The organism is Paraburkholderia sediminicola (genome assembly GCF_046026675.1).
Taxonomy (GTDB): Bacteria; Pseudomonadota; Gammaproteobacteria; order Burkholderiales; family Burkholderiaceae; genus Paraburkholderia; species Paraburkholderia sediminicola_F.
Window position 1 is genome coordinate 2,214,364 of record NZ_JAQQEY010000002.1, and the last position, 14,990, is coordinate 2,229,353.

At 61.4% G+C, this 14,990-nt stretch carries 12 protein-coding genes; 2 read left to right on the forward strand and 10 right to left on the reverse strand.

The annotated features are described in order from the left end of the window. Positions 1-876, forward strand: a complete 876-nt coding sequence (gene purU, locus PQQ86_RS29645; RefSeq protein ID WP_408275145.1) for a formyltetrahydrofolate deformylase — start codon at positions 1-3, stop codon at positions 874-876. A gap of 86 nt (positions 877-962) precedes the next feature. Here purU and PQQ86_RS29650 read toward each other — a convergent pair whose 3' ends face one another. From PQQ86_RS29650 to PQQ86_RS29695, 10 genes are all read right to left on the reverse strand, one after another. Then, a complete protein-coding gene (locus tag PQQ86_RS29650) occupies positions 963-1,820 on the reverse strand; it encodes a glycine betaine ABC transporter substrate-binding protein (protein WP_408275148.1) in 858 nt (285 codons plus the stop codon). Positions 1,821-1,963: 143 nt separating this feature from the next. After that, positions 1,964-3,232, reverse strand: coding sequence for an FAD-binding oxidoreductase (locus PQQ86_RS29655; RefSeq protein WP_408275151.1), 1,269 nt, complete (start codon positions 3,230-3,232; stop codon positions 1,964-1,966). Between the two features lie 33 nt (positions 3,233-3,265). Continuing rightward, on the reverse strand, positions 3,266-4,576 hold the full coding sequence (locus tag PQQ86_RS29660) for an aromatic ring-hydroxylating oxygenase subunit alpha (RefSeq protein WP_408275154.1): 1,311 nt from the start codon (positions 4,574-4,576) through the stop codon (positions 3,266-3,268). A 73-nt stretch (positions 4,577-4,649) separates the two neighbouring features. Further along, positions 4,650-5,441, reverse strand: a complete 792-nt coding sequence (locus PQQ86_RS29665) for an electron transfer flavoprotein subunit beta/FixA family protein (RefSeq protein WP_408275157.1) — start codon at positions 5,439-5,441, stop codon at positions 4,650-4,652. Then, on the reverse strand, positions 5,438-6,616 hold the full coding sequence (locus PQQ86_RS29670) for an electron transfer flavoprotein subunit alpha/FixB family protein (RefSeq protein WP_408275159.1): 1,179 nt from the start codon (positions 6,614-6,616) through the stop codon (positions 5,438-5,440). The genes PQQ86_RS29665 and PQQ86_RS29670 overlap by 4 nt, the downstream gene beginning before the upstream one ends. 4 nt (positions 6,617-6,620) lie before the next feature. After that, complete coding sequence (locus tag PQQ86_RS29675; RefSeq protein WP_408275162.1) at positions 6,621-8,534, reverse strand: (Fe-S)-binding protein; 1,914 nt, start codon at positions 8,532-8,534, stop codon at positions 6,621-6,623. 2 nt (positions 8,535-8,536) lie between these two features. Beyond that, the gene (locus PQQ86_RS29680; protein WP_408275165.1) at positions 8,537-10,600 is read right to left on the reverse strand and encodes an oxidoreductase; all 2,064 of its coding nucleotides are present in this window, start codon (positions 10,598-10,600) and stop codon (positions 8,537-8,539) included. 37 nt (positions 10,601-10,637) lie between these two features. Then, positions 10,638-11,174, reverse strand: a complete 537-nt coding sequence (locus PQQ86_RS29685) for a DUF5943 domain-containing protein (RefSeq protein ID WP_408275168.1) — start codon at positions 11,172-11,174, stop codon at positions 10,638-10,640. A 43-nt stretch (positions 11,175-11,217) separates the two neighbouring features. Then, positions 11,218-12,189, reverse strand: a complete 972-nt coding sequence (locus PQQ86_RS29690) for a dipeptidase (protein ID WP_134464784.1) — start codon at positions 12,187-12,189, stop codon at positions 11,218-11,220. Between the two features lie 18 nt (positions 12,190-12,207). After that, positions 12,208-13,482: a serine hydroxymethyltransferase gene (locus tag PQQ86_RS29695; protein WP_408275172.1), complete on the reverse strand. Its 1,275-nt coding sequence runs from the start codon at positions 13,480-13,482 to the stop codon at positions 12,208-12,210. Positions 13,483-13,924: 442 nt separating this feature from the next. On the opposite strand from PQQ86_RS29695, the gene PQQ86_RS29700 reads away from it, so the two are divergent. After that, positions 13,925-14,920 (forward strand): GlxA family transcriptional regulator, encoded by a 996-nt coding sequence (locus PQQ86_RS29700; RefSeq protein ID WP_408275175.1) that lies wholly within the window; start codon positions 13,925-13,927, stop codon positions 14,918-14,920. Positions 14,921-14,990: the final 70 nt, after the last annotated feature.

The following is a 14,990-nucleotide window of genomic DNA, read 5'->3' on the forward strand; positions in this document are numbered from 1 at the left end:
ATGTCCGCCGATTCCCGTCCCGATCAACTGGTTCTCACGGTCGCCTGTCCTAGCGCGGCGGGCCAGGTTGCCGCTGTTGTCGGCTTTCTCGACCGGCATCATTGCTATATCGACGAACTGACCGTTTTCGACGACGACCTCAGCGAGCGCTTTTTCGTACGCTGCGTGTTTCATGGCGTCGACACCAACGAGACCCTGCACATTGCGGCACTCAAGCGCGAATTCCAATCGATCGCCGAGCGCTTTCAGATGACATGGGCGATGCATGACGTCAGCACACGGCCGAAAGTGCTGATCATGGTGTCGAAACTCGAACACTGTCTCGCCGATCTGCTGTTCCGCTGGCGCATGGGTGAGTTGAAGATGGATATTGTCGGCATCGGTTCGAATCATCACGATCTGGAGCCGCTCGCGCAGCAGCACGGCTTGCCGTTCCATCATCTGCCGATCAGCGCTGATACCAAGCCGCAACAGGAGGCGCGTTTGCTCGATCTGTTCGAGACGTCAGGCGCTGAGTTGATGATTCTTGCGCGCTACATGCAGATTCTTTCAGGCGAAACGAGCCGTGCGCTAGCAGCCCGCGCGATCAACATCCACCATTCGTTTCTGCCCGGCTTCAAAGGCGCCAAGCCTTACCATCAGGCGCACACGCGCGGCGTCAAGCTGATTGGCGCAACAGCGCACTTCGTCACCGACGATCTCGACGAAGGTCCGATCATCGAGCAGGTCGTAGAGCGCGTCGATCACTCCTACAGCCCGGAGCGGCTGCTGGCAACGGGACGCGACGTCGAATGCATCACGCTTGCGCGGGCCGTGAAGGCGTTTATCGAGCGACGTGTATTTATCAACGGCGATCGCACAGTCGTGCTGCAATAAAAAAACGCCGCTGAAAAAAGCGGCGTTTTCTATCGTACAAGTTGCCGCTCAAAACAAGCGGCAACTCACTCACGTGAAATACGAAATCACTTCACCCAGCTATCCACTCGATCTCCGTGCGCACTGATCCACGCATCGGCAGCAGCCGTCGGCTTCTCGCCGTTCTGCGTCGCCAGCATCACGCTGTCGATCTCGCCCGGTTTCCATTGAAACTTCTTGAGAAACGCGACGACCGTCGGCGCCTTCGTCGCCAGTTCGGGATTCACCACGCTATCCACGTGTTCTGCATCGCCGAACACTTTCTTCGGATCGTCGAGGAATTTGAGTTTGTACTTCGCGAACATCCAGTGCGGCTTCCAGCCGGTCACGATAATCGGCTTGCTCGCCGCTTCCGAACGCGCCAGTTCCGCGGTCATCGCGCTGCCCGAGCTCGGCATCAGTTGATAGTCGAGCCCGTATGCCTTGATCGCTTCGCTGGTTTTCTGCATCACGCCCGCGCCGGCATCGATACCGACGATGCGCGAACCGAATTCCGTCTTCTTCGCTTCCAGATCACCAACGCTCTTCACGTCGGCGTTATCCGGCACGATCAGGCCAATCTTCGCATCATTGAAGTTGGGACCCAGGTCGACGACTTTATCCTTGAAGTTGTTCCAGTACGCGCCGTGCGTGACCGGCAGCCATGCGGACAGCGTCGCGTCGAGGTCGCCGCGCGCCACGCCCTGCCACATCACACCGGCCGCGACCGGCACGAGTTGCACCTGATAGCCGAGGCGCTTTTCGATCACGCGCGCAGCGACGTTTGTGGTCGCGACGCTGTCGTCCCAGCCTTCTACATAGCCGATCTTGATGGTCGGCTTGCTATCGGCCGACACACTCACGCTGCTTGCCGCCAGCGCCGCGCTCAACGCGCTCAACACCAGTATCTTTTTGATCAGTCTCATCGCCGTTCTCCCGTTCGCCGTCCAAACTACCCATTGAGCATTTAGAATCGCCAACCAGAATTGCCGGGTAGCGTTGTTTTACGACATCCAGTTGTCCGCAGGCGACTTCGGCCTCGACCGCGAGTCCGGGCCCCGCTCTTGTCTTACTTATCGACGACGAGATCGCTCAACGGCTTGCTGCAGCACAGCAGCACCATGCCTTGATCGATTTCGCGCTGACGAATCCCGCCGGCGTGTTTCATTGCGACTTCACCGGACATCAGCTTCACCTTGCAGGTGCCGCACATGCCCTGCGTGCACGAGGACGGGAGCCGTATGCCGGCCTTCTTCGCCGCCTCGAGTACGTGCTGGCCACTGCCGCATTCGATCTCGCGATTGCTTTTGGCGAAGCTTACCTTGAACGTCGTTTCTATTTCCGCCGGCGGGACCGGCACCTGCGCGGGTGCAAATCCAGCCGCGTGTTCACGCGCTTCGGCAAAGCTCTCCGCGCTAGCTGTGGGCGCCTGCAACGCATCGGCGACATGGGCGGTCGTCAATTGTGCAGCCATTTCGCTGATCGTCTCGAACGAGAAGCTTTCCTCGTGGTAATGGCTGCGATCGAAGCCGCCTTCATTCAGCAAACTTCGGACTGCCTGCATGTAGGGTGCCGGACCGCAGGTGAAAATCTCCCGATCCATAAAATCCGGCGCGATGAGCTTCAGCAGCGGCAAGGTCAGAAAACCGGTGACGCCAGGCCAGTTCGTGCGCGTACCAACCCGCTCGCAAACAAACGCAGTGCGGAAATTAGCCTGATTCGATGCAATCAGATCGAGTTCGCGCGCGAAGATGATGTCGTCCGGCGTGCGGGCGCTATGCACGAACACGATGTCGCTATCCTCGCCGAGTTCGTGATGCGCGCGGCTCATCGACATGAGCGGCGTAACGCCCGAACCTGCCGACAAAAACAGAAACTTACGTGCCGGATGCCGCGCACAGGTGAACTCGCCGGACGGTCCCAGCACACGAACCTGAGTACCCGCGTGCAGATTGTCGTGCAGCCAGTTCGATACCTTGCCACCCGGCACGCGCTTCACGGTGATGGAGATGGTATGCGGACGCGTGGGCGGCGAGGAGATCGTGTAGCACCGATTCACGGCCTCGCCGTCGATCTCCAACTCCAGCGTGATGAACTGTCCCGGTTCGAACACGAACGCCCGCTCGGACGGTGCGCGAAAGAAAAAGCTCTTGACGTCGTGCGTTTCCTGACGGACCTGGCAGCACACCAGCGTCTCGTCGGTATCGCTGTTCCAACGCGCCGGCAACGTCTCCCAGAAACGCGGCTGCGTCACCCGGCTCGAGGTTTCGCGGCTTGAAGCCTCACGGTTCGGAGCCGGCTCGGGGCTGAGCTGAAGCGTCGCCTGATCGCGCATCATTATTTTCTCCCGCTCCTGGTTGCGGTATCGCGCTCAGCGCATGAAAGACACGACTTTTTCGCCGTGCGAAACCGGCGTGTCACCGGCATCATGGGTTTGGGGCGCATTGCTGTACTCCGCAATACGGCCGACATACCACTCGCAGAACTTTTCGACGAGACCTTCGGTGAACGGCGAATACGGACCTGGTTCGTAGGCGCTGCTGGTCGCGCCACGTTGCGAGTACTCCACAAGCGCTCGATCCTGGTCATTGGTGGCGCGCCACACGGCAGTGAGATTGTTCACGTCGTAATCGATGCCTTCGCGTGCATCCTTGTGGACAAGCCACTTGGTGCGCACCAGCGTTTTACCTGCCGACAACGGAATCACCGAAAAACTGACGATGTGATCGCTCATGAAGTGATGCCACGAATTCGGTTGCGTCCAGAACGAGAGACCACCGAGATCGGCCTGCTCGAAACCGCCGAGCAACTTCTTCGATGCCACCTTCGCGTCCATGGTCTGCGATTCGCCGTCGCGATCGAGCGGCAGGCGTTGCGTGCGGAAACCCGTGACCAGATCGGCCAGACGATCGATTTCCGCCGACGGCAGTTTCATCGCTTCCCATTGCGCGGTACGGCGCGCCACGGTCTCTTCGAACGCGGCCATGCCCTCTTCATTGGCGGGCGTGCGTTGATAACCGAAGCCGTATTCGTAAAGCGAAATCGTCAGCTCGGGATGGTTCGCAACGCAGTGGTAGCACTCGCGATTATTCTCCATCGTGAGCTTCCAGTTGCCCTCTTCGATGATGTCGATCGACGCTGCGACCTTACAGCCGGCGAGATCGTGCGGCAGCAGGTACGGTTCCATCGCTGCGCGCATCACGGCGAAGTCAGCAGGCGGTTCATCCGCGAGACAGATGAAGATCAGGCCGGCGAGATTCTGGAGGTGCACCGCTTTCAGGCTGTGCTTGCAGCGGTCGAACTGGTCGCCCATATGCTCGGCGAACATCAGATCGCCGTTCAGGTTGTAGGTCCAGCTGTGATACGGGCAAACGATATTGCCGAGCGAACCCTTGTCCGTATTGCACAAACGCGCACCACGATGGCGGCAAACGTTATGGAATGCCCGCACCTGCATGTCATCGTCGCGTACGATCAGAATCGAATCGTTACCGATTTCCACTGTGATGTAGTCACCCGGCTCCGGGACATCCGGTTCCACCGCGACCTGAATCCAATGCTTGCGGAAAATTGCCTCCATGTCGAGCGCGAAAATCTCCTCGCCCGTATAGAACGGCGCTTCCAGCGTGTGATTCCTTTTGCGGCGTTCGATCATTGCGCGAACGTCTGCCGAAACTTTCATTGTGTGCTCCGTTGCATGTCACGTCTGGCGCTGCACCAGGCCCTCCTGGTCGCATGCTCGCCCGAACCGGAAATCAGTAATCCACAAGTTTATGCTCGCGCAAATACGCGAGGATCACTTGTGCTTTTTCGACGGAACTCCCTTCAATTACGACGCTGCCACCACGGCTTTCGGTCGTCGTCGCCGAGAGCATACGGGCATGCCCGGAGCGCTTTTCGGCAGCGGCGAGGCGCACCGGTTTGGCGGTCGCGGGACGGATCGTCCAGGCGGGTTCGTCGGGGTTGGCTGCGCCCGGGCGGGCGGCCGCATCTGTCGCGACTGGACGGATCGTGCCTTCGCGCAGCCTTGCGTAGGCGTAGCTCGGTGCCGCGTTGGCCATCGGATGCACGGCGATCAGCGCCGGCAACCGCACTTCGACGCGGCGGCGCAAACCTTTCGGCATGAATTGCCGGACTTCTGCGCAGCCGTCGCGAATCGTCAGATCAACCGCTGCGCCGACCAGCGGCATATCCAGCGCACTGGCAACGCGATACGGCAGCATGCCGCTATCGAATGCGCCTTCCGCGCGGGTGCCGGTCAATACAAGGTCGTAGCCTTGCAAACGCGTGGCGAGCGGCGCTATCGCATCGCCTTGGAATTCAGGCGTTGCCAGAACCTCCAGCACCTCGACAGTGCGCGCGCCGAGTGCGAGATATTCCTTGAGCGCCGGATTCGACGGATCGCCCGCGTGCAACACGTCGAGCGGTGCGCCGTGCGTTTTGGCGAGCGAGAGCGCTATCGTCAGCGCGGCGGCGTCGTTGCGGCTGTAGCGCGCGGTGCCGCTGACCGGGTGCCGCCCCACGGAAACCAGTACGGCGATTTTCATGCAAGCGCTCCTTCCGCAACTGCCGTTGAGTTCAATAGCGCAGCCCCCGTGCCGCGTGCCGTGCGCGCAGCCGCCGCGGCTTCGTTCAGTGCCGCGATGGTTTCCTGCGCGTCGGCAATGACGGTCAGATTGGCGCGTTTGGCGATTGGCGCGCTGGCGTCGAGATTCACGGCGATCACGTGCCGGCAATCCTTGATGCCCTGCAAATGCTGAACCGCGCCGGAAATGCCGAATGCGATATAGACGCTCGCCTCGACGGTCTTGCCGGTGGCGCCGATCTGCTTGTCACGGGTGAACTTGCCGTCGTCCACGGCGACGCGGCTCGCGCCAATCGCGGCGCCTAACGTGGCCGCAAGGCGCTCGAACGCGGGTACATCGCTGACACCGTTGCCAGCCGAGACGATGAAATCCGCCTCTTCGAGCGCGAGCTGGGCGGCGTCGATTTCCTCGATGCCCAAGTCGCGCACGACGCCTTTGGACGCCGCCGGTTCGCCATCGAAACGCCACACTACTCGCTCACCCGCCCCCAAAAACGGCAACTTCGGATCGACCGCATTCGGCGCAAGCAGCACGACCTCAGGCAGAGCGCGAGAAGCGAACGCCGTATTCGTCTGAATATAAGCAGCGACATGGGCCGCGTCGATCTCGACGACGTGTGTCGCAATGCTCGCGTTCGCGGCTGCCGCATAACGGCGGCCGAGATCGCCGTCGCCGGTGGCGTTGTCGGGCAGGAAAATGTGCGCCGGCGCATAGGCCGCGACGCACGCGGCGAGTGCGTTCAATTCGTCCAGCGGCGCAAAAACGCGGCGGTCGAACATCGGCAACTCGATCAGCTTGTCGGCGCCGAGCGCGGCGGCGTCGCCGCTGAACTCACCGAATACGAGCAGTACGACTTCGGTTGTCGCGTCCGCGATCAACGCGGCAGCGGCCAGGATCTGGCGCGCGTGATCGTCCAGCGCGCCGCGGTCCGCGTGAGCAGCCACCAGCAGCACACGCTGTGCTGCAGCCGTCGTGCGGCGCGGTTTTGCGTGCTCGCGATGCGCCGACCCCGTCGAGCCATGCGCCGCGAGTTCCGTCGAGCCGGCAACAGCCGTCACGCCGAGCGTAATGCGCCTAAGCCCACCGGCCGTAATCGTGAACGGCCGGCGCGGATCGATTCGTTTGAGATTGTTCATGGCGTTACTCCAGCGCCGCTGCAACCAGTTCGGCGACGTCCAGCACTTCCGGACGCGGGCCGACCACGCCTTCGAGCATCGCCGTGCAATTCGGGCAACCCACCGCGACGATTTCGGCACCGATCGTGCGGGCGTCGTCGATACGGATGTCCGGAATGCGTTTTTTCCCGGGGATGTCAGTCAATGGCGCACCGCCGCCACCTCCGCAGCAACGTCCGCGCATACCATTGCGTTCCATCTCGACCACCTTGATGCCGATGGATTTCAGCAAACGGCGCGGCGCTTCCGTCTCACCGTTATAGCGGCCCAGATAGCACGGATCGTGATACGTGATCTTGCGGTCCGCGAACGCGGCGACCGCCTTCGGCAATAGCTTGCCGCTCGAAACCAGTTCTTCGATCAGTGCGGTGTGATGCTGAACCTCGTAAAAACCGCCGAGTGCACGATATTCGTTGCGCAGGCTGTGCAGCACGTGCGGATCGGCGGTAACGATCTTGCGGAACGAGTACTGCGAGAGCGTGCCGATCAGCCGTTGAGCGAGCTGCTGGAAAGTCGCTTCGTCGCCGAGACGCCGTGCCGTGTCACCGGTATCGGTTTCGACGCCGCCGAGCACCGCGTAGTCGATTCCCGCCCGATTCAGCACCTTGATCAGCGCACGCAGCGTGCGTTGATAGCGCATGTCGAACGCGCCTTCGCCCGCGATCAACAGCACGTCCACCTGCCGGCCCGGTTGCGCGACCTGTACTTGCAGATCGACCGCCCAGTCGTAACGCGCACCGATGTCGTAGCCGTTCGAACTGCCGGTTTCGCGCAGATTGGCGAGCGTGATCGGACCTTTGCCCGGTACGCTGCCTTCCACCAACGTCTGATTGCGGCGCATATCCACGATCGCGTCGACGTGCTCGATCAACATCGGGCACTCCTGCACGCAGGCGCGGCAAGTGGTGCACGACCACAGCGTATCCGCTTCGATCAGGCTCGATACGAGCGGCTTGCCCGGCGCGCCACCGTGTTTGCCGACCGGAATGCCCGGCGTCGGGCTGCCGGCATAAGCTTCATCCGTGCCACCGACCATGCCCGTGACGAGATCCTGAATCAGCTTCTTCGGATTGAGCGGCTGCCCGGCAGCAAACGCGGGGCACGCCGCTTCGCACTTGCCGCATTGCACGCAGGCGTCGAAGCTCAGCAACTGGTTCCAGCGGAATTCGACCGGCTTGCCGACGCCGTATTCCTTCGCGTCGAGCAGCGGCGCTTTGAGCGCGGTCGGCGGCACGACATCGTTGTCGTTGCGCTCGGCAAAACGCTCCTGACGCGGATGAAACGCGAGGTGCAGCAGCCCGGCGAGCGCATGCTTCATCGGACCGCCGCGAGCCGCGCCGAAGGTCATCGTGAACGCCCCCACCGCGATCAGCAACGCGACGATAATCGCCAGCGCACCCGACATCGCCGCTTCCGGCAGCGCAATAAACAGCGCCAAACCGAGCGCAAACGAGCCAAGCAGCAGCGGCAGATGATCCCAAGGCCCACGCGAAAGCCGCGCCGGCACCGCCTTCGCGCCATGCCGCCGACGCCAGACGAACACCGCGCCGACCAGCATCACCAGCGCGGCCAGAAAGATCAGCTTGTCGAGCCACGGCGAGTAGATCGCGAGACCGTAGTTGACGAACACCAGCGCCATCGCGAGGATCGCCCCGCCCGCCGTCGCCACGTGCGTTTTAGCGATGTACGGGTCGCGCGCGACCACATGGTGGAGGTCGACGAAATAACGCTTCGGGATCGCCAGCAGATTGGTCCATCCATACGCGCCCGCCGCCGTGGCGCGGCCTTCACGCCAATACGCAGCGCGTTTGGCGAGCGCGAACGCAAGACCGGCCACCGACAACCACAGCAGGACGGTGATGACAAACACGGGGCTCATCGTCAGAAATCCTTGCAAAGGCGCAGCGCGTCATAGATCGCGCCGTGAATGTTGTGCATGGAAATGCAGTCGCCGACGCGGAACAGCAGGAAGCGGCCGTTGCCGAGTTCCTCGCTGAGCGATGGTTGCGGCTCCGACGCGAAGAGCTTGTGCACGTCCACCTGGCCGCGATTCACCGACTCGGGCTTGAGCGTCCAGTAGAGTTGGTCGTTCGGCGTGCTGCCGTTCTCGATCACCACCTGATCGACCGCGCGCTCTTCCTGCTCTTCCGTGTACTCGTTGCGGATCACGGCGATCTTCCTGCCATCTTCCTGGTAAACTTTGTCGAGCCAGTAGTTCGGCGTGTGAATCACGCCTTGCGCGTAGAGGCGGCGATAAAAGATCGGGAACGTGGTGCCGCCTACATCGTCGGCGACCTTCACGTCGGGCGTGACGATTTCGACGTTCGAGCCACGGCTCGACATGAAATCCGCAACGCCCGCGCCGGCATGCGTGCTGACACCGTCATAAACCAGCACGTTTTTGCCCGGCTCGACCTTGCCCGATAACACATCCCATGAACTAACCGCGAGCCCTTCTTCGACGCCCCACGCCGCCACTTGCGACGTGAACGACGAACCGCCCGTCGCCAACACGACGATGTCCGGCTTCTCTGCCATGATGGTCTTTTCATCGGCCGCAACACCGAGACGCCGATCGACACCGAGGCGTTTCGTTTCCATGTCGAACCAGCGCACGATACCCGCCATCTGCTCGCGCTGGGGCGCTTTCGCGGCCAGCATGATCTGACCGCCGACGTAGTCGTTCTTCTCGAACAGCACCACGTCATGACCGCGCGACTTCGCCACGCGCGCCGCTTCCAGTCCGGCAGGACCCGCGCCGACCACGACCACCTTGCGCTTCGGCCCACGTGTCTTCGCGATCACGTGCGGCATGGTTTCTTCACGGGATGTCGCCGCGTTCTGCACGCACAGCACGTCCAGCCCGTTGTACTGGCGGTCGATGCAGTAGTTCGCGCCAACACATTGCTTGATTTCGTCCTCGCGCCCGTCGCGGATCTTGATGACCATATGCGGATCGGCGATCTGCGCACGCGTCATACCAACCAGATCGACCATGCCGCTCGCGAGCAGACGTTCCGCCTGCCCCGCATCGCGGATGCTTTGCGCATGCATCACCGGCAGCTTCACTACCGACTTGATGCCGGCCGCGAGATGCACGAACGGCTCGGGCGGCAGCGCCATCGGCGGCATGCAGTTCGCCAGCGTGTTGTGCGTATCCGCACCGGAACCGATCACGCCGAGATAATCGATCAGGCCGGTTTCGCTCATCGCCTGGGCGATCTCTTTCAACTGTTCGTGATCGAGACCGTCTTCATGGAATTCGTCGCCACACATGCGCAGACCGATACAGAAGTCCGCGCCCACCGCCTCACGCACAGCCGTCAACACTTCCGTGCCGAAGCGCAGACGGTTCTCGAGCGAACCGCCCCATTCGTCGGTGCGGAAGTTCGTGCGCGGGCTCCAGAACTGATCGATCAGATGCTGGTGGGCCGCCGAGATTTCGACGCCGTCCATACCGGCATCTTTCACGCGCTTGGCAGCCGCGGCAAAGTCCGAAATGATGCGGCGGATCTCTTCCACTTCGATGATCTTCGCATTGCCGCGGTGCACAGGCTCACGCACGCCCGACGGCGACATCAGATGCGGCCAGTGCTCGCCATGAAACGCCGAGCGGCGGCCCATGTGGGTGGCCTGAATCATGATCTTCGCGCCGTGCTGATGCATTGCTTCGGCAAGCCGTGCGAGTGGATCGATGATCTTGTCGGTCGAGAGATTTACCGACTTCCACCAGCCTTGCGGGCTGTCGATCGACACCGGGCTCGAGCCGCCGCACACGGCGAGGCCGACGCCGCCCTTGGCCTTCTCTTCGTAGTAACGGATATAGCGGTCGCCGGGCAGACCACCCGGTTCCGCATACACCTCGGCGTGCGCGGTGCTGACGATGCGGTTGCGCAAAGTCAGTTTGTTCAGCGTGAGAGGCTTGAAAAGGTTCGGGTAACGCATCGCGATCGACCTCGGAATGGATAGGCTTTGTGCGTTTTTACGACGCGAGCGGCGACACTTCGAACACGCAGTGATCGTGGCCTTCAGCCGCGCAGCGCGCTTCCTTCGAATGGGACGGCGGACCCTTGCGCTGTCCGTCCGGCGCCGTGTCGTTGACCCAGTCCATCGCGCCCGCAAACCAGCCGGCGAACATATAGCAAAGCTTGCCTTCCTTGCCCGGCTGCGCGAGCACGAACGACGAATGATGCAATTCGATGCGGGCACGCGAGCTGGACGGATCGGCTTCCGTGATCGTGAAGATGCCCCAGCCGCGTTGCGACAGACGGTTCAGGTAATGCTCGAATACCGCCATGCCGGCAATGCCGTGCTGTTTCGCTTCCTTGTCGCACCAGAAATACGCGGACTTGTAGCCGGCTTTGTAGAGAATCTCGGCATACGTGTCGATGCCAAGCGCTTCCTCGACAGCCGTGTGATTGTTCGTGAAGAAGTGACGCGGCACGTAGAGCATCGGCAGCGCGTCGGTCGTCCAGACGCCGGTGTTTGGATCGACATCGATAGGCAGTTGGGGTTGCATGTGGGGCTCCGTTTTTATAGGTTCAGGTTCAGTGAATGGCGAATCAGACTTTCCAGACTTCGCCAAACACGCGTACCCAGTTTTCGCCCATGATCTTCTTGATGCGTGTCTCGCTCCAGCCGGCGCGTTCCATCGCGGCCGTCAGGTTCGGAAATTCGCCGATCGTGCGAATGCCTTCCGGATTCACCACCTTGCCGAAGTTCGTCAACTGGCGATAACGACCCTTGTCGTGCGTGATCCAGTCGAAGAACTCGGTGCTATAGCCTTGCGTGAAATCCGTACCAATGCCGACCTGGTCTTCACCGATCAGATTCACCACGTATTCGATCGCTTCGATATAGTCTTCGACGGTCGCGTCCGCGCCGCGCTTGAGGAACGGCGCGAACATCGTCACACCAACGAAACCGCCTGCATCGGCGATCTCTTTCAGTTGCTCATCGCTCTTGTTGCGCGGATGCTCTTTCAGCCCCGACGGGCAGCAATGCGAGTAGCACACCGGCTTGTTCGAGGCCGCGATCGCTTCGGACGACGTCTTGCCGCCCACATGCGAAAGGTCGACCATGATGCCGACGCGATTCATCTCCTGAATCACTTCACGGCCATAACCCGACAGACCACCGTCGCGTTCATAGCAGCCCGTGCCGACCAGATTCTGCGTGTTGTAGCAAAGCTGGACCACGTTCACGCCGAGGTCCTTGAAGGCCTCGATATAGCCGAGGTTGTCTTCGAATGCATGCGCGTTCTGGAAGCCGAAAATGATGCCGGTCTTGTTCTCTTTCTTCGCGCGCAAGATGTCGTCGGTGGTGCGCACGAGCGTCAGGATCTCGCCGTATTCGCGGATCTGCTGCTTCATCTCGGCGATGTTGTCGACGGTCTTCTGGAAGCTTTCCCAGACCGACACCGTGCAGTTCACCGCGGTTACGCCGCCCTTGCGCATGTCTTCGAACACCGAGCGCTCGAACTTCGAAATGTTCAGACCGTCGATGATGATGCTGTTGTCGTGCAAAGTGCTCATCGTTTGCTCCAGGCGTGCTTAGTAGATGGGAAAGCGTTCGCACAGCGCGAAAATCTCGCGGCGCACGCGTTGTTCGGTTGCGGCGTGGCCTTCCGGGTGATCGCGCAGCGCATCGAGCACCTCGACGATCAGCCGACCGACTTCGCGGAACTCACTGACGCCGAAGCCGCGTGTGGTGCCCGCCGGCGTGCCGAGGCGAACGCCGGACGTGACCGTCGGCTTCTCGGTATCGAAAGGAATGCCGTTCTTATTGCAGGTGATGCCTGCCCGTTCCAGCGCCTGCTCGACCTGATTGCCTTTGAGGCTCTTCGGACGCAGATCGACCAGCAGCAAATGGTTGTCCGTGCCGCCCGTGACCAGATCGACACCCCCCGCTTTCAGCACTTCGCCAAGTGCCTGCGCATTCGCGAGCACGTTATCGATGTAGGTTTTGAAACCCGGTTGCAGCGCCTCGCCAAAAGCAACGGCCTTGCCGGCGATCACATGCATCAGCGGGCCACCCTGCAAGCCCGGAAACACAGCGGAGTTGATCTTCCTGGCGATGTCTTCGTCATTCGTCAGTACAAAGCCGCCGCGCGGACCGCGCAACGTCTTGTGGGTGGTCGACGTGACGACATGCGCATGCTCGAGCGGATTCTGATGACGCCCGGCCGCGATAATCCCGGCGATGTGCGCCATATCCACCATCAGTTTTGCGCCCACGCCGTCGGCGATTGCGCGCAGCCGTGCAAAATCAAGGGCACGCGGATAGGCCGAAAAGCCGGCGATCAGCAGCGCCGGTTTGTGCTGCTGCGCGAGTTCCTCGATCTGCTCGTAGTCGATCAACATCGTGTCGCGATTCACGCCGTATTGGACCGCGTTGAACCACTTACCCGACATCGCCGGCTTGGCGCCGTGAGTCAGGTGGCCGCCCGCGTCGAGCGACATGCCGAGCACCGTGTCGCCCGGCTTCACCAGGGCGAGCATCACCGCGCCGTTGGCCTGCGCGCCGGAATGCGGCTGCACGTTGGCGAACTTCGCGTTGAACAGCTGCTTGATGCGATCGAGGGCCAGTGTTTCGATCACGTCGGCGTATTCACACCCGCCGTAATAGCGCTTGCCCGGATACCCTTCCGCGTATTTGTTGGTCAGCACCGAACCTTGCGCTTCGAGCACCGCGCGCGACACGATGTTTTCCGACGCGATCAATTCTACTTGCGACTGCTGGCGCTCCAGCTCTTTCAAAATGGCGCCGCGCACCGCCGCGTCACGCGTGGCCAGCGATTCTTCGAAGAAAGGATTCGGGTTCGACATGGAAGGTCCGTGGGGTGGTTGGCGAAGGACCGGAAGCGGCTGTGAAGCGGGCTGTTGACGGGCCGTGAAGCCCTGCTGCCACCGGTCTGCATTGCGTCTATTCTTGACTCTCGCCTCACGCGCCAATTTACGAATTCAGACGTGTTCTTTGCCTTTTCCGCCATGAGCGTCCTTTTTCGACAAGTCGCGATGGCAGGTTTTGAACGATCGTTAGCGATTCGCGCTTTTGCTGCACTGCAGCCGATCGTTGTGCGCAGTTCGGGTGCGCGTGTGGGCTTGGGTAGCTCCGTTCTGGTGCCGTTCGTTTAGCGATCCAACCTTATTGATGCGCAACCGAGGGTTTAGCCTGATGGCACGTTAGTTGCGCTAGTACTCAAAATTGCAGGAGTCGCTGCTCCCCACGGCGACGTGACATTACAGATTCGAAGGAATCATTTCCCCCATGTCCACCGATCGCACGGCGTCGCTGTCGCACTTTGCATTCATGCCGGTGCCGAACTTCACGATGATCGCGTTCACCAACGCGATCGAAGTTCTCCGCATGGCGAACTACCTGACTGGACAAACGCTTTACCGCTGGTCGATCGTGAGCCCCGAAGGCGGCCCGGTGACAGCGAGCAACGGCCTCTCGGTCGATACCGGTTCGGTTGAATGTGTCGGTCAGCCGGATATCGTGTTCGTGGTCGGCGGCATCGACGTGCAGCGCGCCACCACCCCTGCCCACCTCGTCGCGCTGCGCCGCTTCGCCCGCATGGGCAGCGTGCTCGGCAGCCTGTGCACCGGCACCTATGCGCTGGCGCGTGCCGGTTTGCTGGCCGGTTACGCGTGTGCGATTCACTGGGAGAACATGTCGGCGCTCAAAGAAGAGTTTCCCGACACGCGCTTTCTGAAAGAACTGTTCGTGATCGATCGCGATCGCGTCACGTGCACAGGCGGCGTGGCGCCGCTCGATATGATGCTCAACCTGATCGCGCCGCGAGTCGGCACGGCACGGGTCACGCAGATCGCGGAGCAGTTCATCGTCGAGCATGTGCGCGATAACAGCGCACAACAGAAAATGCCGCTGGTGGCGCGGCTCGGTTCGGCCAACAAGTCGCTCTTCGAAGTGATCTCGCTGATGGAGAACAACATCGAAGAGCCGCTTTCGCGCGAAGAGCTTGCACGGCTGGCCGGCATGTCGCAGCGGCAATTGCAGCGCCTGTTCCGCGAACATCTAGGGATGACGCCGACGCATTACTATCTGACGCTGCGCTTGCGGCGCGCCCGCGAATTGCTGCTGCAGACCGATATGTCGATCATGCACATCACGATGGCTTGTGGCTTCCAGTCGGCTTGCCACTTCTCGAAGAGCTATCGCGACGCGTTCGGCACCGCGCCGACGCGTGAACGGCGCAAGCAGGCGCCGTCGCTGGCCGCAGTGCCGGTGCTGGCGGCTTGAGTCGATTTCCTCGCTGATAACCTCACCGCCTGAAAACACAACGCGTTGAACGGAAACCCGCTCAACGCGT

Coding starts and splice junctions, on each gene's coding strand:
- purU (WP_408275145.1), top strand. CDS start 1: ATGTCCGCCGATTCCCGTCCCGATCAACTGGTTCTCACGGTCGCCTGT.
- PQQ86_RS29650 (WP_408275148.1), bottom strand. CDS start 1,820: ATGAGACTGATCAAAAAGATACTGGTGTTGAGCGCGTTGAGCGCGGCG.
- PQQ86_RS29655 (WP_408275151.1), bottom strand. CDS start 3,232: ATGATGCGCGATCAGGCGACGCTTCAGCTCAGCCCCGAGCCGGCTCCG.
- PQQ86_RS29660 (WP_408275154.1), bottom strand. CDS start 4,576: ATGAAAGTTTCGGCAGACGTTCGCGCAATGATCGAACGCCGCAAAAGG.
- PQQ86_RS29665 (WP_408275157.1), bottom strand. CDS start 5,441: ATGAAAATCGCCGTACTGGTTTCCGTGGGGCGGCACCCGGTCAGCGGC.
- PQQ86_RS29670 (WP_408275159.1), bottom strand. CDS start 6,616: ATGAACAATCTCAAACGAATCGATCCGCGCCGGCCGTTCACGATTACG.
- PQQ86_RS29675 (WP_408275162.1), bottom strand. CDS start 8,534: ATGAGCCCCGTGTTTGTCATCACCGTCCTGCTGTGGTTGTCGGTGGCC.
- PQQ86_RS29680 (WP_408275165.1), bottom strand. CDS start 10,600: ATGCGTTACCCGAACCTTTTCAAGCCTCTCACGCTGAACAAACTGACT.
- PQQ86_RS29685 (WP_408275168.1), bottom strand. CDS start 11,174: ATGCAACCCCAACTGCCTATCGATGTCGATCCAAACACCGGCGTCTGG.
- PQQ86_RS29690 (WP_134464784.1), bottom strand. CDS start 12,189: ATGAGCACTTTGCACGACAACAGCATCATCATCGACGGTCTGAACATT.
- PQQ86_RS29695 (WP_408275172.1), bottom strand. CDS start 13,482: ATGTCGAACCCGAATCCTTTCTTCGAAGAATCGCTGGCCACGCGTGAC.
- PQQ86_RS29700 (WP_408275175.1), top strand. CDS start 13,925: ATGTCCACCGATCGCACGGCGTCGCTGTCGCACTTTGCATTCATGCCG.